General features: G+C 35.4%; 11 protein-coding genes. 1 reads left to right on the forward strand and 10 read right to left on the reverse strand.

Annotated elements, in window-relative coordinates:
* Positions 1–115: 115 nt before the first annotated feature.
* From L3049_RS01815 to L3049_RS01830, 4 genes are all read right to left on the reverse strand, one after another.
* The gene (locus L3049_RS01815) at positions 116–1,372 is read right to left on the reverse strand and encodes a PNGase F N-terminal domain-containing protein (RefSeq protein WP_275108066.1); all 1,257 of its coding nucleotides are present in this window, start codon (positions 1,370–1,372) and stop codon (positions 116–118) included.
* Between the two features lie 117 nt (positions 1,373–1,489).
* Positions 1,490–2,170, reverse strand: coding sequence for a GDSL-type esterase/lipase family protein (locus L3049_RS01820; RefSeq protein WP_275108067.1), 681 nt, complete (start codon positions 2,168–2,170; stop codon positions 1,490–1,492).
* 70 nt (positions 2,171–2,240) lie between these two features.
* Entirely contained in the window at positions 2,241–3,749 is a 1,509-nt protein-coding gene (locus L3049_RS01825) for a RagB/SusD family nutrient uptake outer membrane protein (RefSeq protein ID WP_275108068.1), read from the reverse strand.
* A 21-nt stretch (positions 3,750–3,770) separates the two neighbouring features.
* Positions 3,771–7,052, reverse strand: coding sequence for a SusC/RagA family TonB-linked outer membrane protein (locus L3049_RS01830; RefSeq protein ID WP_275108069.1), 3,282 nt, complete (start codon positions 7,050–7,052; stop codon positions 3,771–3,773).
* A gap of 414 nt (positions 7,053–7,466) precedes the next feature.
* Here L3049_RS01830 and L3049_RS01835 point away from each other — a divergent pair, with 414 nt between their 5' ends.
* On the forward strand, positions 7,467–11,672 hold the full coding sequence (locus L3049_RS01835; protein WP_275108070.1) for a hybrid sensor histidine kinase/response regulator transcription factor: 4,206 nt from the start codon (positions 7,467–7,469) through the stop codon (positions 11,670–11,672).
* A gap of 621 nt (positions 11,673–12,293) precedes the next feature.
* On the opposite strand, the gene L3049_RS01840 is transcribed toward L3049_RS01835, so the two are convergent.
* The 6 genes from L3049_RS01840 to L3049_RS01865 form a co-directional block, all read right to left on the reverse strand.
* Entirely contained in the window at positions 12,294–13,799 is a 1,506-nt protein-coding gene (locus L3049_RS01840) for an ankyrin repeat domain-containing protein (protein ID WP_275108071.1), read from the reverse strand.
* A gap of 125 nt (positions 13,800–13,924) precedes the next feature.
* Positions 13,925–15,133 carry an L-serine ammonia-lyase gene (locus L3049_RS01845; RefSeq protein ID WP_275108072.1) on the reverse strand — a complete coding sequence of 403 codons (1,209 nt, stop codon included), beginning with the start codon at positions 15,131–15,133 and terminating at the stop codon, positions 13,925–13,927.
* Between the two features lie 133 nt (positions 15,134–15,266).
* Positions 15,267–16,400, reverse strand: coding sequence for a hypothetical protein (locus L3049_RS01850; RefSeq protein WP_275108073.1), 1,134 nt, complete (start codon positions 16,398–16,400; stop codon positions 15,267–15,269).
* 10 nt (positions 16,401–16,410) lie between these two features.
* Complete coding sequence (locus L3049_RS01855; protein ID WP_275108074.1) at positions 16,411–17,874, reverse strand: ankyrin repeat domain-containing protein; 1,464 nt, start codon at positions 17,872–17,874, stop codon at positions 16,411–16,413.
* 125 nt (positions 17,875–17,999) lie between these two features.
* Positions 18,000–19,457, reverse strand: a complete 1,458-nt coding sequence (locus L3049_RS01860; protein ID WP_275108075.1) for a RagB/SusD family nutrient uptake outer membrane protein — start codon at positions 19,455–19,457, stop codon at positions 18,000–18,002.
* A gap of 41 nt (positions 19,458–19,498) precedes the next feature.
* A complete protein-coding gene (locus tag L3049_RS01865) occupies positions 19,499–22,513 on the reverse strand; it encodes a SusC/RagA family TonB-linked outer membrane protein (protein WP_275108076.1) in 3,015 nt (1,004 codons plus the stop codon).
* Between the last annotated feature and the right edge of the window lie 44 nt (positions 22,514–22,557).

Below are 22,557 nucleotides of genomic sequence, written 5' to 3' on the forward strand. Positions count from 1 at the left end.
TATAAGTGTGAGAGCTATTCTATTTTCAAAGTATGAATGGGGCTCTTCCTTTCTTAAGAGAATCACCTTTACTTGTAATGCTATTATTAACTCAACAAAATATCTAAGTTTTCATTTAATCAACATCCCAAACCAGATAGGCGGAAATTAACCAATGATTCATCTCATTATCTGCAGATGGCTGAGCTTCTGGTATGCTAAAGGTGAATTTATGAAGGCCTGTATTCAAATTTGGCAATGCAATCTCTTCAGGAATCACACAGGATCCCGGACACCAGTTCGATCTGCTAAAATCAGAAGAACTGATTCTTTCATTCAATTTCTTAGTCTTATACTTTTCCTCTTTCCAGTCGATATATTCTCTATCACGTTCTTCCTCAAACCAAGTTCCTGAACTAGGATTAAATCTACGGAAAGAGGCGCAATCATCACGCCAAGGAATAAAACTGAAAACTTTTTGTCCGTCAACATAGATGATATTTTCTTTTTTCACGAACTCATCGCCACCCGAATGTCCACCATGACCTGTAGTAATATATTTCAACCTGATGTTTTTTGCATTTTCGGGTATTTTAGCTTCAACTACAATATCTTTTCGGGCAAAAATATCCGGATGCTTTTGAGAATTAATATAGTATACTGTATTCACCAAAGGTAGCATTGCCGTTTCTGTTTTAGCATAACAAGGTCCCTCGGTTTCATCATATTTAAATTCGAAACTTACTTGATATCCTTCAGGCGTCCATGTATCAATCCATATTCCTATCCAAACTTCCTGTTCCAATTCCGATAAAAAGTCAGTAACATCAACCTCCCAATTCACATCATCCTCCCAAACTGGGATATACGAAGGACGTCTCAATTCCATTTCATCATTGTAGAAGCCAACACCAAAAGGTGTCATGAATCGCATTAATTCTATGCTTGACTTATACTCCTTAGTAGATACAATCCCAGCAAAGCCTTCAAGTTCTTCACCAGATTCTGGAAATGACTTTTCCCCAGTGGCAATAGTAAGAAGATTAACATCACTTCCAGACGGAATAATAAAACAAGAGCCAGACTTGTCCCATCGATCACCTGCTGATTTTAGTGTAATATTTGCTAACACATCAACATGGCGCTTATAAATTGGTAAAGTTATATTTTTCATAATAATCCTCCCGTCAGCAAAGTGTAGTACTTGGCTACTGTCTGAGAATATCCCCTCCTTATTGATAGAAGGATCAAAACGAATATGCTCATTACTGAAAACCTGAATGATCTGATCTCCTTTGGACGGTATATCTCTGTGATAATTACAAGCACTCATGATGCTTCCAATAAAAAAGAAGAATAAAAAATAGTTGAGGCAAATACGAATCAATTTCATAAAAATATATTTTTAAAATACATACAAAACGAAGCAAGCTAAGTTCGATATATAAAGAAGAAAATAGTAATCTCGTTAGAATGAGATCATTTCTTTGTTATGTATAAATACTTAATTTCAGTCGGTCAATCCGATAATTTCCTTTTTCCAAATCAGATACCCTAAACCATTCAAATGTATACCGTCTACACTTAAATCATCACGGAGTTTTCCATCAACATTTACCATTTTTGAAAACAAGTCAACAAAAACATAACCTCTATCTCTACAAATAGATTTTAGTTGTTTATTGATCTCTAGAATAGAATCTCCTTTGTTGGTATGGCTTGAGAAGAGGCCATATCTATTGTTAACTGGGAGCAAACTCTGTACTATGACTTCTGTCAAGGGACTTTCCTTTTCAATTTTATTGTATATTTTCAAATGATTATTGACAACATAGTCTACACTTCTTCCTCGTGCTAGATCATTGATCCCAATCATTAAAAACACCTGCTTTGGTTTACAACGGGTAATTTGATTAAGTCGATACAGAATACCATCAGTAATGTCACCACTTATACCTCGGTTTTTAAAGCGTAGGTCACCAAAAATTTCACTCCATTCACAACCATCTGAAATGCTATTTCCTAGAAAGAAAACCTCATTATCTGTATCTGGCAATTTTTCAAAATGATCTACACGATGAAAATAATAGGGAGAATAATCAGGTTTTTCAGAATTCTCTTTTCTATTCTGAGCCTGAACCTCAAGAACAAAAATCATACTTAGCAAGCAAATTAAAAATAGATATTTCATAATTGTAAAAGTAAAGAAAGCTACCCTCCTTATAAAAGGAAGGTAGCTTATCTTAAAATATAATTTCGAATTAATTAGAATAACCTGGGGTTTGTTCCAATAAAGGGTTTCGTCCCATCATACTTCTTGAAATAGGCACCAATAACTTATACTCATCACCCGGATTTAAATATTGATTGTTATCAATCACATATTGATCTCCAGCGCGGCGTAAATCCCACCATCGTTTTCCTTCACCAATAAATTCTTTCAAACGCTCATCCAATATTTTTTGAATATTAGCTTCTTTAGTACTATTGGTATAATTATGAATTGCCTCAACGTAGTTAGAACCATAAGCTCGCTCTATAATTCTGTTGATTTCAGAAGAAGGATCTTCTCCAAGCAAGTTTTTAGCTTCAGCCAATAGTAACAAAACGTCAGCATAACGATAAAGAGGTATATCACTCACATAATTACGTGAACCAGCATCCACCATGCCCATAAATTTATTTAGATAAGATGCTGAATAAGCAGGGTCACTTTCAACATAAACAGGATCAGCTGGTGCAGCTGTGTATAACAATACAAAAGTTGCATTTCTTCGGGTATCCTGAGGATCATTCATTTTTAAAAGAATTGATTCAGAAACACCATATCTGTTGGCAGCATTTGTACTTTCAAGGTAATCTTGAACCAATAGACCGTTTTGATCATACTTACCCAATAACTCCGTAGTACGAGAAGTAAATAGAGAATAAAAATTAGATGCTTCATCAATTGCATAATCAAATGCAAAAATCAATTCTTCGTTATTTTTATTTTCAAAATTAAAAATATCCGCATAATTGTTTAATAAATCAGCATTTGCTATACTTGTCAAAGCCGTTTTAGCTATGGTATAATCAGCGTTTCCACCCCCCATATGGGTTCCTGACCAAATAAAAACTTCACCTTTAAGCGTTTGAGTAGCATTTTCCGACCAATAAACTCGCTTGCCATTGAAGTAAGAATCATCACTTCCAAATTTTTCTAGTGATGCGGCAAGGTCAGCTTTAACTTGTGCCATTACAGCCTCCTCGGTATCACGAGCTTTGCTCAATTCATCAATTTTCAGCGTAGTTTGAGGTAATGTACTTAAGGGTACACCACCCCAGACTTTTAACATGGTAAAATAAACATAAGCACGCATACCATACGCTTCACCTAACATGTGTTGCTTTTTAGTATCATCTAAAAACTCCACATTAGGCGCATTGGCTATAAAATCATTTAGTTTGTGAATTAAAGAATAGAACCCTGACCAGTTACTCCATGGAACATTTTCCACATCTATCGTATGTTCAATAACCCACTCATTGGAAGGAGATTCGAAAGTTTTCCCACCCCAAATATCACTTCGTAGCTCTCCCATTTGCCACATTGTGTAAGAATAACCTCTAAAAGCAGAGTACACCCCAGAGTGAGCCGCATTTACGGCCTCTTCACTTTCCCAAAACCCATTAAAGGTAAGGCTACTCGTAGGAGTTAGTTCTAATTTGTCATCACAAGCCATCAGTGTGATAGCAAGAATGAATAATGTATATAATATTTTCTTCATATCTATCTTATTTATTCGTTATTAAAACTTCACATCTAAGCCAAAAGTAAAGGTGCGAGGCATTGGATATAAACCATAATCATTACCACCTTTTTCTGGCATCCAGCCTGAATATCCAGTAATATAAGCCAGATTCGATCCTGTAAAATAAACTTTCAGTGCAGAAAGATATTTGGAGTCAAACAGAGGTTTGAAAATCTTACCTGTGAAATCGTAACTCAAAGTAAGCTCTCTTATTGCCAAATAGTCACCTTTCTCCCAATACAAAGAGTTTCGATAGTGATTCTTTTGAGCATCCACAAATGTATATCTTGGGATATTGGTATTCGGGTTATCAACCGACCAAGTATTCAATACATCAGAAGTTGAATTCAAAGAACCTTGAGTCTGAGCATTTCCTTTAACTCTTGCCTCACTGCGGATTATATGCCCCATTGCAAAATCAGTTTTCACAAATAGATTAAATCCTTTGTAATACAAGTCGGAAGTAAATCCACCCATAATATCTGGAGTGGTTCGCCCAACAAATACACGGTCTTTGCTGTCAATAATTCCATCTTCATTCAAATCTTTCCAACGTGCATCTCCCAAATAACGGGTTTTACGATATTCAGCTCCAGTGACAGGATGAGTTCCTCCTGCCAAACTCATATCAACACGATCAGCATCGGCATCTAACTGTGCTTGATCAGTATAAATAAATTCCTGCTTGTAAGCATAAATTGCATCCGTTCCAACACGTTGGCCTTCCTGAAGTCCTCCTACCCATTCAACCTCTCCGCTGCTTGGATTATAAACCTCTGTTCCTCCCTGTCTGTTACGATCATTATCGTTATCAGGTAATTTTATCACTTTATTTTTAACCGTAAAGAAAGTTGCTCCTAAATTCCAACTAAAATCTTTTTTATCGATGATATTGGCATTGATTTCCAATTCAAAACCCGTGTTACGTAATTTTCCATTATTTGATTCGATTGATGAAAATCCAGTCCATAATGGTAAGGTTATATTTGCTATTTTATCAATTACATCTCGACTGTAATAATCAGCAAGTATATTTACCTTATTATTGAATAACCCCAAATCAAGACCAATATCGAAAGTTGTAGAACGTTCCCATTGTAAGTCAAGTGTTGGTAATCCAGTATTGGCAAAGCCAGTCTGACCATCATAAATTCCTTGAGAACCATAACGTCCATATACTTGAAAATTTGATAATGTTTCAATATTTCCATTCACCCCATAACTTACACGAGGCTTAATCTCTGAAATAAGCTTATCCACGCCCATATCAATAAAGAAATCTTCATTGTGCAGATTCCAACCAGCTGATACACCAGGGAAAAATCCCCATTTGTCATTCCCTAACTTAGAACTACCATCTAATCGGTAACTTAAATTCACAATGTACTTTTTCTGGTAATCGTAAACCAATCGACCAAAACTAGAGACAATAGCATTTTCAGTATAAGATGAATAAGGCTTCCCATCTGCCTCACTACCTGCATTTAGAGTTGGAATTAAATCGGTAGGAGAATTTTTCGTTCCAGCCCACAGATAAAAATAATCACTCTTATAATATTCTCCTCCAACTAAAACATTAACATTATGGTCTTCGAAAAAGGTCTTGGTATAATTCAACATCGCTGTATACTGGCTCTTTTGTTCTCTAGTATGCGTTACTGAAGCTTCTCGTCCTGTTCGCAAACTACCTCCACTTAATTGAGCCTTATTAAAGGATTCGTCAGTATTATTTACCGTAAAATAACTTCCCTTAGCGGTAAATTTAAGTTCCGGAAGAATATTCCAGTCCATGGTTACCCCGGCAGTTAAACGTTGTTCAATATTTCCTTTAATGGATTTATCTCTGTAGTAAAGCGGATTCCCAAAACTACTATTAACTCCTGAATTCACCACATTACTTAAGCTACCATCAGCGTTGTTGTTATAGATACGAGATGTTGGTGGCTGTCCTGCAGCTCTTCTGAAAATCCATTGATCTGGAGCATAAGCTTTTGTGAAAGTTGAATTTGAGTACAAAATACTAGTGCTCACCTTCACATTGTCTTTCACATTATAGGTGGAATTTAACTTCCCTGAATAACGTTCGAAACCGGAACCAAACACAATACCATTGTTATCCATATAACCCAAACCAAGGGAATAGGTTCCTTTCTCATTTCCTCCATCGAAAGACAAATAATGATCATCTACATAACTGTCCTGAAAGAATAGTTCAGACATATCGTTCTCCATATACAAGATTGTTTTGGAAGCATCCAAAGGATCAGGCATCGTATTCCAACCCGGCTGATTAAGCAAGTAGCGATTATCATCGGAAAGAAATTGCGTAGTATAAGGTGAATCGGTAGTATTATTTCCCGTTGCAAAACCACTGGTAGTTCCGTTCAAAAATGCATTGTCAAAATTGGTTTTCCCAGTTACTCTGGTATAATCCTGAACAGCTAAACGGTTCATTCGAATAAACTGCTCTCCATTCAGATAATCGTAACCTTTTCTTCTTTTATTCGTTCCTCTTTTGTATTTGTAACTAATAGAAGACTGCCCAGGAGTACCTGATTTTGTAGTAATCAACACGACACCATTGGCCGCTTTCGCTCCGTAAATAGCGGTAGATGCAGCATCTTTCAACACTTCTACCGAGGCAACATCCTCAGGATTTAATGCGTAAAATGAACCTTCTATTCCATCAATTAGCACCAGGGGTGAACCTGAACCTGAAAAACTAGTCCCTCCTCTTAAAACAATTGAAGGAGTAGATCCTGGTTGTCCAGTATTGTTTGTTACCCGCAGTCCGGCGATAGTTCCTTGCAGTGCCGTCGCAAGGTTAGCGCGAGGAGAACTTTCCAAAACTTTAGTATCCAACTTAGAAACAGAAGTTGACATTTGAGATCTAGTTTGGGTACCATAACCTACAACAATCACTTCATCTAGCTGTTCCGTATCTTCAACAAGAACTGCATTAATCTCAGGTTGGCCTGCTACTGGAATTTCCTGGCTAATAAAACCAATAAAAGAAAATACCAATACATCTTCGTTATTGGCATAAATAGAATAATTCCCATCAATATCTGATGTAGTTCCATTCGTTGTTCCTTTTACGATAACAGTAACACTTGGTAAGGATAATCCATCCTCTGATAAGATTTGTCCGGATACTATCTTTTGTTGCGCACCAACAATGGTTTGCATACATAATAACGCCATAAGCGTCAAAAATAGCTTTAGTCTCCCAGGTAATACTGTTCTCCTAAAGAAATCAATCTTCATTAATTTTTTCATAAATAGAATATTTTAGGTTAATAAATTACGATCCTACGATTATGCAGGAAAACGTTTGCAATGTATAATCGATAAAGGTTTGACAGGGGGGACATATCTTTCAGGAAGGGGGATAAAAGCGAAAAGCAACTGAAATTAGGGTTTCAGAGTGAAAAACATTTTAGAATTAGATATTCAAAATTGTTTTTTTTTCTACCTTCGACACCTAACAGTACCTACCACTAAAAGAATAACTGTTGATGTTCAGAATGTATTCAAAAAAACAAACTGAAAACTGCACAAATAGCAAGACAATAAATAATACAACTAAAAGAATTTAACTTATATTACAAATAGCATCTATTTATTTACAACTCATACATGACAAATAAGTTAACATATATATTAGTGCTTTTTCTGATAATATTTTCACATGTGTCCACGGCTGAAAATATTATCAGATACGACAATTCATCATTACGATTTAAACATCTTCAAGTAGAGCATGGTCTATCATCTAATGTTACAAGTTCTATTTTACAAGACAGTAAAGGTTTTCTTTGGTTTGGTACTGATGCTGGGTTAAATCGTTTTGACGGATTTCAAATTAAAATCTTTGAATCTAGAAGGGATCAAAATAATTCACTTAGCAACGAAGTAATTAAATGTATTTTTGAAGATAGTAAAGGAAAAATTTGGATTGGAACCGAACGTGGACTGAATTACTATGATCCACAAACAGATCAATTTCGATATTTCCTTTCTCAAAAAGAAAACACCAACTCTCTCTCCAATAATACTATTACCTCTATTTGTGAAGATAATTTGAATAGAATATGGGTGGGTACTTTCAATGGGTTAAATCAACTTATGGCTTTTAATAAAGAAGGAGAACCTGTATTTAAGCGATTCAATCACAATCCTCAAAAAAAAGGATCTATAAGCAATAATCGAATATTTTGCCTAACCATAGACAAAAATGGTAATTTATGGGTAGGAACAGAAGGTGGAGGACTTAACCTGTTAAAAGCCGAAGAGATCACAAAAAAAGAGTTAAACTTCATTCATTTTACTCACTTGAAATCGGATCCCCTTTCAATTGCCAACAATATTGTTTACAACATTTACCAAATTAATGATGGTAGCATATATGTTGGTACTGATAATGGACTAAGTATTTTTCAAGAAAAGGGAGAAGAATACCATATTCAAAATTACCCTAATACAGAAGAACAAAGGAGAAAATTTAAAGAGCACAAAGTATACTCTCTGGCTCAGGACAAAAATAATAAAATTTGGATCGGTACTTTTGGAGATGGCTTAATACTACTCAATCCTGAGGAAAAAAACTATATTACGTATAATAATGAACCTTATAACAATCAATCCTTAAGTCGTGATTTTATATTTAATGTTTATATATCAACAGAAGGAATTATTTGGCTCGCCACCCGTGAAACTGGAATTGATAGAATTGATCCAAATACTCAACGATTTATTCATACAAAACACAATCCCAACAATCTCAACTCGCTATCAAGTAATGTGATTAAATCGATAGCAGAGGGACCTAATGGTAAATTTTGGTTTGGAACTTATGGTGGAGGTCTAAATGTATTCGATCCAAAAACCAATAAATACAAGAGCTATGTCCATTCCTCATCCGACCTCAACAGCCCTAGTAGTAATATAATAGAATCCATCGCTTTTGATCATTTTAACAGATTATGGATTGGAACGTCGAAAGGCTTGAATCTTTTTGATCCTAAAAAAGAGAAATTTACCCGCTTTGAACATGACAGTTACAACACAAATAGTCTGGGGAATGATAATATCTGGTATATACTTCCATCTAAAGACAAAAAAGGGCTTTGGATTGCGACTTACGATGGGGTGGATAAATATGACTGGGAAAAAAATAAATTCTACCATTTTAAAAACGATCCCAACGAACCAACAAGTTTAAGCTTTAATTTCACACGTGCCATACTGGAAGACGACAATCAGGTGTTATGGGTTAGCACTTGGGGAGGAGGTCTTGACAAACTTGATCTGAAGCAAAAATATGATTCAGGGAAAGCTAAATTTGCCCATTTTCGCCATATTCCTGAAAAGAAGAATAGTATTAGCAGTGATCTTGTGAACACCACGTTTTTAGACAGTAGAAACAATCTTTGGGTTGGAACCCAGGATGGACTTAATCTATTTAGAAAAGGCAGTGATGATTTTATAAGATATACCGAAAATGATGGTCTGGTAGACAATGTGATAAAAGGGATACTGGAAGATGATAAGGGACAGATTTGGATCAGTACACAAAAAGGTATGTCCAAATTTAATCCTTCAACTAAAAAGTTCACCAATTATTTCAGAAAAGATGGACTACAGGGGGATATTTTCAATCTTTCGTCGTGCCTGCTCAATTCCAAGGGTCAAATGATGTTTGGAGGCAATAATGGAGTAAGTATTTTTAAACCAGAAGAAATAATTGATAGAATTGATTTTCCGACTGTTTATATCAATCAGATAAAAATCAATAATCAACTAATTCAGTCAGCACAGGAATTTAATGGTAGAATACCTGTTCCGAACGCATTAGACAGGCAGGAAATCATCAATTTAAATCATTATGAAAACACGATAAATATAGAATTTAGTGCTATTGAATATTCTTCTCCAGAGAAAATAAAGTTTGCTTACCTATTGGATGGCGTAGATACTAAGTGGAACAAAGCTAACTACCAAAACAGGCAGGTCACTTATTCCGGTCTCAAGCCAGGAAAATATCAATTCCAGGTAAAATCAACCAATACGAATGGAGAATGGGGCCAAAATGTAGCAAGACTAACTTTTAGTATTGCCCATCCTCTGTGGGCCACAAATCTTGCCATTTTTTTATACATCTTAATACTCACTGGTTTTGTTTATTACTTGGGTACAATTTTTCGTAATCGGATTCAAATAAAGAAAGAACTTCATCGTGAAAAAGAAGAGCACAAAAAACGAATCGAATTAAACAAATTTAAACTTCAGTTTTTCACTAATGTCTCCCATGAAATTAGAACTCCCCTCACATTAATATCTCTTCCATTACAAAAAATTCTCAATGATAATGACAAAATGAATTCTAAGGAAAAAACATCTTACCTGGAAGCCATGGATCGTAATGTTCAAATATTAATGAGATTGGTAAATCAATTATTGGATTTCAGAAAGGTGGAAACTAAGAACATTAAACTTAAAATTGAACAAGCCAGCCTGTCAAAACTATTGGCTTATTATACTGACAACTTTAAAATTATTGCAGAAAAAAAAGGAATTAATCTAAGTTTTGAAGATACAGATATTGAATCTATCATCTGTATTGATAATGAAAAACTAGAAAGTATCATTAGCAACCTCTTGTCAAATGCATTTAAATATACTCCTGATAATAAAAGTATTAAGGTGAAACTTCATAATAAAGGGGAAATTGCATTGCCAAAATCAGCTTCAAATGAATTTCATAATTCGGACTTCATATGTTTCTCTGTGCAAGATACAGGTATTGGAATTCCACACGATAAAATAGACTTTATCTTTGACCGATTCAACCAAATAACCTCAAACTCCATTACGGAGATTGGAACTGGAATTGGCCTTGCCATTGCGAAATATCTTACAGAAGCTCATAAAGGGTTTATTTCTGTAGAAAGTACCTTAGGTGAAGGAAGTGCATTTTTTGTTTGGCTACCTGCCAAAAAAGATTTTTATGCTAATGATGAAATTCAGGAAGACTCATCAGTAGAATTTACCCCATCTAATTTTATTGCTAAACAATCTTTTACCTCTTCAGAATTAGACGAAACTGTTCCTGAGCAAAACGATTCAATAGGGAAAATTAAAGAACAGACCATTTTAATAGTGGAAGACCACCCTGAGATGCGATCTTACATAAAGGATTCCTTATGTCAAAAATATAATATTCTTGAAGCAGAAAATGGCAAAGACGGACTGGAAAAAGCATTAATTGATGGTCCTGATTTAGTAATTACGGATGTTATGATGCCTGTAATGGACGGGATGGAATTCTGTAAAAAACTCAAAAAAAATATAAACATCAGCCATATACCAGTAGTGATGTTAACAGCTAAAAATAGTTTAGAAAATGAATTGAAAGGACTAGACAATGGTGCTGATCAATATCTAGTAAAACCCTTTAATATTGAACATCTTTTACTTGTTGTAAGAAACCTTCTAGAATCAAGGAAAAAAATGCAGTTAAGGTTTTCTGGAACTAGCATACCGGAACCAAAAGAAATAACAGTTACTTCGGCCGATGAAAAATTTTTCCAGAAAACTACTGAGATTATTGAAAAACACATAGCTGACTCTGATTTTAACGTTGAGTTATTATCCCAACAAACTGGCTTAAGTACGGTACACTTGTATCGAAAATTAAAATCAATAACGGGAATGTCAACGAATGAATACATCCGTTCTTTTAAAATGAAACGTGCAGCTCAACTACTCAGACAAAACAAACTTAGAATATCTGAAGTAGCTTATTCAATTGGATTCAATGATCCAAAATATTTCAGGAAGTGTTTTAAAAATGAATTTGGAAAGAGCCCTTCGGAGTACGCAAAGGATTTTGACTAGTCCCATATAATCCAATAGATTATTTGTACTAAAAACACATATTGACTATTTTAATATCCCCTTAATATTAGGCGATTATAATTATTTTATTGATTGAAAACTAGATTATAGTGCTATTAAATCTTGTTTCTTCGCGTTTATAATAATCATTTGCTTGAATTCATCTACTTTTATGGATTTCGACATATAATAGTCTTCCAAAATAAGTAAAATCAAATTTCCTATTCTTGTAACATCATTGATGCACTTTTTAATACAGTGCAATCACGTTGATTTATAATAAGATTTCCCATCATAATAATTTAAACTTCAGGAAGAATAAACAACCCTAGGGCACGCCCACGGAGTATTTAATGACATCTCACTTTCGTGAGACAAACATTTTTAAGAGGCAAGCCTCTCCTTCATTAGTGAGAATACCCTTTTAAAAAAGCGTTATTAAAATCTTAGGATTTCAAACTTTTCTCTTGTAACCCCGAAGCAAGCCTCGAGGAATTCTATTGATTAAAAACTCTTATTGAAATTTAAGGAGAATATTAGTATAGAAAAACCCAAAGTGAATCAAGTTTCTTCACTTTGGGCTAACACCACCTAACACACTAACATAAAATCTTAATCATCCTATTTTATTATTTTTTTTGATCCATTTTCTGAAAGATGATAAAATTGACCGTCTTTAATGAGTAGAGCCTGATCTGGCACATTACTATCAGCCAACGGAATATTTACATCTATAATTCTGCCGTCAAATGTACTACTCAGAATATCTGTTTCTGTATGACCAACAACAATGGTAGAGAGTTTTAATTTGTCCAAAACTTCACTTAGTTTATCTTTCGAAATTTTTGGATAACGTTTCTCTCTAGACATAAAGTATCCTCGATACCAAAAAGGTCCATGGGATCTCATAATCTGATTATATTTTTCTTCATTAATAGGATTTGTTCCAGCTAGCAAGAATTTTCTAGTCAAACTATTAATTTCCTCTAAAGAAATGTCTGAATCTACTTGATTAGGAGAAATTCCACCGTGAACAAAAAGGACATCATTAATTTGCATGGTCGAATTCTGTGATCTAAGCCACTCACCCAATACAGAGTTAGGATGAAATAACTCCGTATAATTAAGACCTAAGTTACCACAAAGATTTTTATATTTTTTAGCAATATAACGAATGTCATTTTCCAATACCATCAACTCATGATTCCCAAAAACAAAATGAACTTGCCCTCCTGCTTTTTTAGCCTCTTGTCCGATTCGATAGATAAACCAAAGAGTTTCTGTAACCTTCAATCCTCTATCAAAGATATCTCCTACATATACTAGATGACCTTTGCCCCAATTCCAATTAAGTTGCTCATTAATCACCCCATGATTTTTCAGATTTTTCACCATTCTATCAAACTGACCATGAATATCACCTAATACAAAAATGGGCTCAGTCGTTACAATTTTTGCTACAGGAATTTTAGTGTCTGGAATTTGGTAAGTCATTGAATCACCTGCCCAACCATGAAAAGAACGCGTCTGACGATCAAAAGACTTTCCCGATAGGAATGTAGAGCCTGTGAGAGAATCCTGCTTTAGATAATACGCATACATACCTTTTTCAGTCCAATCTACGAAGGGACCATCACTTAAATTAGCTAAGTGGTTTTTATATACTACAGCACCATTTCTCAATAGAATACGAATAACCTCTTGATTGCAAGCCTTGACTGCATAATTTAAAGGAGTATAACCATCAGCATCTTTTATGTTGATATTACAACCATGCTTTATTAGTTTTTCAGTAACTTGTGGTAAAGCACGTCTAGCTGCCCAGTGAATCGGTGTTAATCCTACTGAATCAAGAGCATTAATATTTACTCCCTGATCAATTAAGAGAAGTGATGATGAAACCATTCGGTTTTGAATAGCTAAGTGCAAAGCTGTTCCCTTTTTTGTTAAGTGATTAAGATCAACACCCTTATTCACCAGTTTTTCAACTAAAGGAGAATCTGAAGCCCGAATAGCATTAAGAAGATCTTCACTATTGGAGGATGATTCACATGCTGATAATAATAATAATAATAATACTAGTAGCAAGAGGATAGTTAATAAACAAAATACTGATTTAATTTTCATTTTAAAGAATTATTTCATGCGTTACAACACTCTAGTTTTAATATTTGTTTTATAATTTCTTTGATATAGTTAATAGATTAAAGCACTAAATAATTCACTAACTATTCAGTATCCTATAAATCGAACTATTTTCTAATATTAGGGCGGACAATTCGAGCTAATCCTCCCATACTAGTTTCCCTGTATTTAGATTGTAAATCTTTGCCTGTTTGCATCATAGTTTCAACTACTTCATCAAAAGTTACTTTGTGAATTCCGTCAGAAAGTAAAGAAAAGACAGCGCATTCCCTCGCCTTTTGGGCTATAAAGGCATTTCTCTCAATACAAGGTATTTGAACATACCCTTCAACCGGATCACAAGTCAATCCTAAATTGTGTTCAAATCCCATTTCGGCTGCATATTCAACCTGTTGAGGGGATCCACCCAAAGCTTGTGTTGCTGCACCTGCAGCCATAGCACAAGCAGTTCCTAATTCGCCCTGACACCCCACTTCAGCTCCTGAAATGGACCCATTGGTTTTAACAATATTTCCAATTAAACCTGCAGTGGCTAATGCTCGAAGAATTCTCTGATCACTGAAACCCTGATTGTGCTTCAGGAAATAGAGAACCGCTGGAACGACACCTGAAGCACCACAAGTAGGTGCAGTAACGACCAAACCACTAGCTGCATTTTCTTCGGCAACGGCCAAAGCGGCAGCAAAAATGAGTCCTAAATTTCCGGATGAACCTGCGGTTTGTTGGGAACGAATGAAATAGGAGCTGGCCTTTCGGGGCAAACGAAGGGTACCAGGCAACACACCTTCCTCTTCCAATCCTCGTTTTATAGTATTTTGCATCACCTCCCACACTTTTTGCAAATATTCCCAAATTTCTCGACCTTCACACAATTCCACATATTCCCAGAATGTACAACCTTCAGTTTGACACCACTTTAGAATATCACTCATATTAGAAAGAGTATAGAAAGAGGTCGCATCATTCAAGACACCCGAGTCATCCTGAAGATCACCGCCTCCTACTGAATATACTTCCCAGGAATCAACAACCTGTTGCTCTTGCATCGCCTCGAAGAGCAAACCATTTGGATGAATGGGTAGTTCGACATCTGGTTTCCAAATAATCTCTACTTCGTGAGGAAGTAAAACAGCCTGAATCACTGCATCTGTACCATGCCCGACACCTGTTGCAGCCAAACTACCATATAAGGTGACCCTAAAGTTTCTGATTTCGGGATTCTTTTCCAAAAATATTTGTGCTGCACGCCCAGGTGCGATGGTATGGCTACTAGAAGGACCATAACCAATTTTAAATAGTTCTCTTATTGATTGCATCTGGTTTATTTTTTGATTAATAAAGAATGCCCATGGTTGTTAAACACGTAATTTAAAACGTTTCCTTTTTTAAAATCTCAAGGGCCACACATGTATGTGTGACCCTTTTGTCAAATAGGCTACAGTTTTAAATTCAATTAGTTAAAATGGCAACTTGATATGTACCTATCGCCCCGTAATCTCCATTACTTCTAATTTCAATCGTATAATCTCCCGCGGGTAAATTACTTTCGCCCTCTGTTGCTACTTGTTGATTATCCTTATTAAAGACTCCTACATCCAGTAAAGCTGCTGAAACACTTACTGCACCAGCTGATAATTTAAACTTACCACCTCCCCATGCAAAAGTAAAAACATCAACATCATCTGGGCTTCCCAGGATACCTTGACGATATCCACCACCAGATTTATTATCATATAAATAGAATTTTTCATTATCTAAAAAATCATCTTTACGCCACCCATTAGATTTCGAATCTACAGACCTAATTTTTTGACGAATGATATTCATGGTATTTTGTTTTCCTCCATCAGAGTCCTTTGGATAAGCATCATTACTCCAGCCATTTCTTTGACCTTTTCCTCCTCCTCCCATAATTGTTCCATATGCACGATCTCCATTTGACCATTGAGGCCAATCTTCCCATTTATAAAATTCACCATTGTTCCATATACCTGAATGTTCCAAACTAAAAGTATGACCAATCTCATGAGCTATTCTTCGACTTTTATCACTACTCGTCAAAGTACTACTTCCACAGTAGGCTTTAGACCATGGATATGTGCCAAAGGCACCTTTATTTGCTCTTCCTCCAGAATGGTCTTCAGTTACTATGATTGAACTCCAGGCTTTTGATGCATCTCTTACTTCCTCAATGGTAGTAACATTAACATCAAACATTGCAAAGTAATGTGCCATATACTCTAAGGATCTCACAATATCAGCTTGCTCTTGTTCATCAAAAGTATCTGGAGAACCATTACGATTATATCCCGACAATATAAAGTTTCCTTGCGAACTACTTCTATAATCTCCCCCATCATAAGCAACATATATAGATACTGGTGCGTCAGGATTGCTCTGGTATATAGGTAAACCTGCTGTTGAATATTCAATTGCTGAAACTTCTGGAACATCAATAACGTCATTAATTATTCCTTTTGTATACCCTTCAATTTCTGGATCTAACTTTTCTTTAGATGAATCACACCCATTAAAAGAAAATGCCAAAAACGTAAACAAGCACAACGCATAAATCTTTTTCATTATTATTTTTTTACAGTTTTTCTTTTTGTCCTTTATCATCTACTCGATAAAAAGTTTCACCATTTACTATTAATAAGGCCTGTGCCTCCTCATGATGATCAACATCAACTCTTACAACTCGACCACCAAAATCAAATGAAACCTCATCAACAACATTATGTCCTACAATTATTCTTTGGGCTTTATAGAAATCTAATAGTGCATCTAAGTTTTGACTTGAGATCTTAAGATAATCTTTATAATCAACCACCATACCTCGATACCAAAGAAGTCCCATTCTTCCATACAGAAAATCAATCAATTCAATACCTGCACGCACATCTCTATCAGTTCCAATATAAGGAATCGCTGTATTATTTAACTCTTCAACAGATAAGTTTTTATCCAACAGTTCTTTGCTCAAACCAGCATGAACAAAAATACAATCTCCGACCTTTGCTATTAATTTTTTTGTTCTCAACCATTTCCCAAGCTCGGTACCATTACCATATAAATCCTTATACCCAATAGCCAAAGAACTTGCAATTGCCTTATACTTCTGTTGTGTGTATTTCCAATTGCCACGTAATAGCATATCTTCATGATTTCCAATAATAAAATGGACCTTACCTCCTGCGTTTTCAGCTTCAGATTCGAGCTTATAGATTAGCCACAAAACCTGTGTTACGTAGTTTCCGCGGTCTACAAAATCACCATTGAGAACAAGATGTCCATTCCCAAAAATCCATTTATAATCTTCATCAATAACATGATTAGACTTTAGCAGATCTACAAAGGCACTTATATCTCCCTCTATATCAGCAACAACCAACACTTTTTCAGCTATTGGATAAATGGCTTCTTCTCTTTCGTGCTTTCCTTTTAATTGAACTTTAAAGGTTTTGTATGGTTCTGGTAATTCAACATCAAATTCAGATTTTCCAGACATATCTTCACGAACAAGTTCATGTTTAATATTGACGGATACAGATTCTACTTTCTCGTCTGAATAAAATATATAAGGTCCATCAACACCATCGTATAAAGTAATATGATCAGCTAATATGGACATTACTTCTCTATCAGCATATTTATTCGCATAATACAAGACATCATGACCATCAGGATTTTTCACATCCAAGTTAGCCCCCTTCTCTATCAAAAGTTTGAGAACCTCCAGCTGCTTGTATTTAACTGCGTACATCAAAGGTGATTTCGAGGACTTAGTGGTACTCATTGCATTAACATCGGCACCACTCTCAATTAAGAAAAGAGCTATTGAGGATTCTTTCTCCTTTATCGAATAATTCAATAAAGAATAACCTGAAGAATTAGTCGTATTTAAATCGCTTGAAGCATCTACAGCAGCTTTAAATTGTTCTAAATTGCCTTTCGCAATAAGCTCAAATAGCTTATCACCTGCTGAATTTTCTGATTTGGTACACATGACAAAGGCAAGTGCTAATAATAGAAATATATATGGTGTTTTTTTCACTTTTCTTGATTTAAGATTACAAAAAGAGGCTGCTCAAAAACAAGTCTCAAACAGCCTCATAACCAACTAACTAATATACATAAGTTTCAAAAATTGTTTACTGTAGCATCAACAATAATATGCGACTAATAATCTGGGTTTTGAATCAAATTTGGATTCGCATTTCTTTCTGAAATAGGAATTGGATAAACTATCTTGTAATAGTTCCAATCAATAAATTTTGGAACACTTGAGCTTTGCCTCTTAGTCAACCTGGGTCTGTCAATATTCAACTTATTTCTTGTCAAATCAAAGAAACGATGCCCTTCTGAAACAAATTCTTTTCTTCTTTCAAGTAATATTCTATCCAAATCAATATCAGCTTCAGCAACCGTTGCTGTAGGGTCAGCACGCTCAACAATTTTATTCAAATACAAAGTTGCATTAACAGGATCAGCTTCCTTAATTGCAGCTTCGGCAGCGATAAGATAAAGTTCAGAAAGTCTAAAAACAGGCGTATTACTTGTATATGACGGATTAGAAAGGGTTTTCCCTTCTTCCCATGCAGCTACAATTTTGTCTTTAGTATTTCCTTTCCCGGGAAACTTAAGCACTCTACCTTGAACATCGTATTTGTAAGTTCTGTAATCGTCATACAAAAGCTCTTTACGAATATCAGCATCGTCGAATATTAAAGTTAACTTCTTTGTCGCAGCAAAAATATAATACCCATCAGGATCAGCATAATTACCTATAGATTCAAGTCCTCCATTATCGGTCAGAGTATTCGAAATAGAAAAAATAGATTCTGATGTGTAATCGTCAGCCCATGAATCAACATACTTATCGCGAGATACCAATTCATATGGGCTATTATCGATAATGTCTTTAGCAGTAGAATACGCTAAAGCATTGTCTTCTTTATAAAGGTAAACTCTGGCCAAAATAGTTTTTGCTGCCCAATGATTGATATAACCATCAGTCACCTCAGTATCCATTAAAGGAATAGCAATAGTGAGATCATTTATTACTTGCTCGTAAACTTCTTTAACCGTGTTTCTTTCTTTTTTAGCATCCCAATCAAGAATCGTGGTAATAATAGGTACACCTAGAGAGCTACCACCATTGTGAGAATAAGGAAGACCAAACATTCTACAAAGATCAAAATGAGCAAGTGCGCGAATAGTTAGGGCTTGCCCTTTCATGCTATTTTTCATTGTCACATCCGATTCTGAAACAGCTTCAATAGCTTCAAGGTGATTCAAAACTCTGTTTGCCTGGCGAATTGCAGTATAAGGTACTGACCACATTCCTGAGGTACATTTCTCAGGTGTATATTGATACCTGTTTTCAGTTCCTAATCTGGATGAAGATAAACTTAGCATATCATCAGCCCGAACGTCACTTCTAGCTAAATAACCATTATTGTAATAATCATTATCCGATAATATATTGTAGGCTCCATGCAAAAGCATCTCTACATCATCAAGTGTATTTACTGCATCCATACTCTGCGATGTGCTCGAGTCCAGATCAAGATAATCTTCTGAACATGATGAAAGCAACAACACAAAACTAAATGCTATTATATATATGTTTTTCATTTTTATCATTTTATTTACTTTAAATTATTAAGCTTTATCATTTAAAAACCCAACTCTACACCAAAGGTTATGGTTTTGGTATTAGGTATTTCGAATGTTGTTCTTCCACTATACGCTTGCTCCGGATCACACAAATCTTGTTCTGACCAAGTCAAAAGATTTGTAGCTTGCAGATAAACTTTTAGAGAACTTAGCTTAGCTTTATTAGTAAGCGATTTCGGAAAACTATAGGCTAATGAAATATTCTTAAGTCTTATAAAATCATTGTCAAATAAAAATCGCGTTGAATAAGCTGCTGAATCATCATCTCTATCCCATATTCTTTGTGGGTGAGCAGCGACATCACCTGGCTTCTGCCATCTGTCTAACTGATCTTTCTGGAATGAATAAGAAGTTGAGCTAGCTCCGTCTCTCCATGATTTATAACCTGATGAGTACCAAATTTTACCGCCAACAGCAAAATTAAATAGGAAGGATAGCTCCAAGCCCTTATACGAAAGTGTATTGGTTAATCCACCAAAAAAGTCAGGATCAGGGCTTCCTGCAATCATCTGATTGGTATCTCCGTAGTCATTGGTTATTTTTTTAACCTCTTTCCCATCAGCATTTGTTTCATATTCATAATTACCTTCTTCGTCGACAACATACCATTGAGGTTTTCCATTATCAACATTAACCCCAGCCCATGGTTTTAGATAAAAAGTATAATAAGGCTGTCCTTCAATCTTAATTGAGGTTGTACCCGAAATTGGCTCATTATTATAAAGTTTAACTACCTTATTTTTCACATGAGTGATATTGAAACTGGTAGCCCACCTGAAATTATCTGTGTTAATATTTTCAGACCTTAACTCAATTTCAAAACCTTTGTTCTCCATTTCCCCAATATTTTGCATTGTACTGCCAAAACCAGTAACTCTAGAAATAGGGACACTAACTAACAAATCCGATGTTTTACGTTTAAAATATTCAACTGAACCTGAAAATTTAGTCAAGAAACTAAACTCAGCAGCAAGGCTTAAATTATGGTTCTTCTCCCAAGTTAGATCCTGATTTTCGTACTGAGAATCAATCCCTGCAGGAACAGAATTGTATGATCCTGTATAAGAATACAATTGCTGGTAGCCATAATAAGAAGAAGGTAAGTTTCCACTTGTTCCATACGAAGCTCTTAACTTTAAATTATCAATAAAAGTTAAGTTCTTCATAAACTCTTCTTCGCTTAATCGATAAGATCCCGATAGCGACCAAAAGTTAGCCCAACGCTCATTTGTTCCCAATTTCGAACTTCCATCACGACGAATACTTGTTGATAAATAGTATTTGTTGGCATAATCGTAATTAAATCGTGACAAGTAAGAGATCAGTCTTTTCTCAGATTCTGAACCACTCACACCAGCAGGGTCAGAAGCTGTACTAAGAACCTTAATTTCTTCACTCGGAATATTCTTACCATAAGCTCTATAATATGAGCTTTTACTACTTTCAACTTCGAAACCTGCAAGTACATTTATATGATGTTTTTCTGAGAATGTTTTATCGTAAGTTAGAATAGACGAGGAAGTTGCCATGATTCTTTTTCTATTCGTATTCTCCATAGAACCATGTGATTTTCTTCCTGCACGAGAATTAGGAGATGAATAATCAAGTTCATCGTTATTAATCCAGTCGTAATAAGCTGTTGTTTTTGCTGTTAAACCTTCTGTAAGTTCATATTCCGCCCATGCTGAAGTTGTACTTCTGTATATCTCTGTGCTTTGCTCATTTAATTCATATTCGCGGACGATATTATATGAATTCCCATGCAAGACTTCTCTTAATTCGCCATTCTCGTCGTAAGGCGTTTCTGTAGGCCACGCTTTACGTGAAAGAAAATAAAATGGATTAGAATAGGAACTACCTCCAGATTGATAATTCCGAATTGTTTTGGCATTAACCATATTAACACCTATTCGAAATTTATCATTCACATTATGTGTCAAATTAATTCGCCCTGTATACCTTGTTAGATCTGAATATTCTGCAATACCAGTTTGATCGAAAACATTTGCTGAGATATAAAACTTCGTCTTCTTATTACCTCCTGAAGCAGAAAATTCCAGATTTTTAGTAACCCCTGTTCGAAACAATTCATCTTTCCAATCGACGAAACCTCCGGCAGGTTCTTCCCATCCATTATCTTCCAATTCGTCAGCAATTTCGTCTGCATCCATACCTGCGTTTACCATAGATTCATTAAGCAGAGTTAAATAATCTTCACCATTCACATTTTCAAAATTATCTGTAGCAAAGTCTGAAAATCCCATCGAAGCCTTAAGATTAAATTTAGCTTTTCCAGCCTTACCTTGTTTGGTAGTAATCAGGATAACACCATTGGCAGCTCGAGAACCATATAATGAAGCAGCGGCAGCATCTTTAAGAACAGTTAATGCCTCAATATCACCAGGATTAAGAGTCGACATATCGCTTGAAGAAACAGGAATACCATCGATAACATACAGTGGGTTGTTTCCTGCAGAAAACGATCCCATACCACGAATTCTAACTGATGTTGAAGAACCTGGCTGTCCACTCGAATTACTAACCGACAGGCCAGAAACCAGGCCTGTAAGTGATTTTTCGAAAGAACTAACAGGAATACGACTAATATCCTTTGTTTTGACAGTTGCTGCCGACCCTGTGAATGAAGTCTTCTTTGTTGTTCCATATGCAACAATCATCACTTCATCTAAATCTTTAGAGTCAATTTCCAGGCTCACATTAATAACATTAGAACGACCAATTATTATCTCCTGTGTTTTCATTCCTATAGAAGAAAATACCAAGACACCACCAGATGTATTTAGTTTTATGGAATAGTTTCCATCGATATCTGTTGAAGCGCCATTGGTTGTTCCTTTAACAACAACAGACACTCCTGGTAGTGATAAACCATCTTGGGCAGCAATCACATTTCCAGTTATTATTCGATCTTGGGCATTTACTTGCGCAAAAAAGAATGTAAAGAAGACACTTAAAAGTGCCATTCTGAGAATTACAAAATTCCTCTTTTTCATAAGCATACTCGTGTATTTTTAGATTAGTAAAAGGGTTAGTTTTG

The organism is Labilibaculum sp. DW002 (assembly GCF_029029525.1).
Classification (GTDB): domain Bacteria; phylum Bacteroidota; class Bacteroidia; order Bacteroidales; family Marinifilaceae; genus Paralabilibaculum; species Paralabilibaculum antarcticum.

Coding starts and splice junctions, on each gene's coding strand:
- L3049_RS01815 (WP_275108066.1), bottom strand. CDS start 1,372: ATGAAATTGATTCGTATTTGCCTCAACTATTTTTTATTCTTCTTTTTT.
- L3049_RS01820 (WP_275108067.1), bottom strand. CDS start 2,170: ATGAAATATCTATTTTTAATTTGCTTGCTAAGTATGATTTTTGTTCTT.
- L3049_RS01825 (WP_275108068.1), bottom strand. CDS start 3,749: ATGAAGAAAATATTATATACATTATTCATTCTTGCTATCACACTGATG.
- L3049_RS01830 (WP_275108069.1), bottom strand. CDS start 7,052: ATGAAAAAATTAATGAAGATTGATTTCTTTAGGAGAACAGTATTACCT.
- L3049_RS01840 (WP_275108071.1), bottom strand. CDS start 13,799: ATGAAAATTAAATCAGTATTTTGTTTATTAACTATCCTCTTGCTACTA.
- L3049_RS01845 (WP_275108072.1), bottom strand. CDS start 15,133: ATGCAATCAATAAGAGAACTATTTAAAATTGGTTATGGTCCTTCTAGT.
- L3049_RS01850 (WP_275108073.1), bottom strand. CDS start 16,400: ATGAAAAAGATTTATGCGTTGTGCTTGTTTACGTTTTTGGCATTTTCT.
- L3049_RS01860 (WP_275108075.1), bottom strand. CDS start 19,457: ATGAAAAACATATATATAATAGCATTTAGTTTTGTGTTGTTGCTTTCA.
- L3049_RS01865 (WP_275108076.1), bottom strand. CDS start 22,513: ATGAAAAAGAGGAATTTTGTAATTCTCAGAATGGCACTTTTAAGTGTC.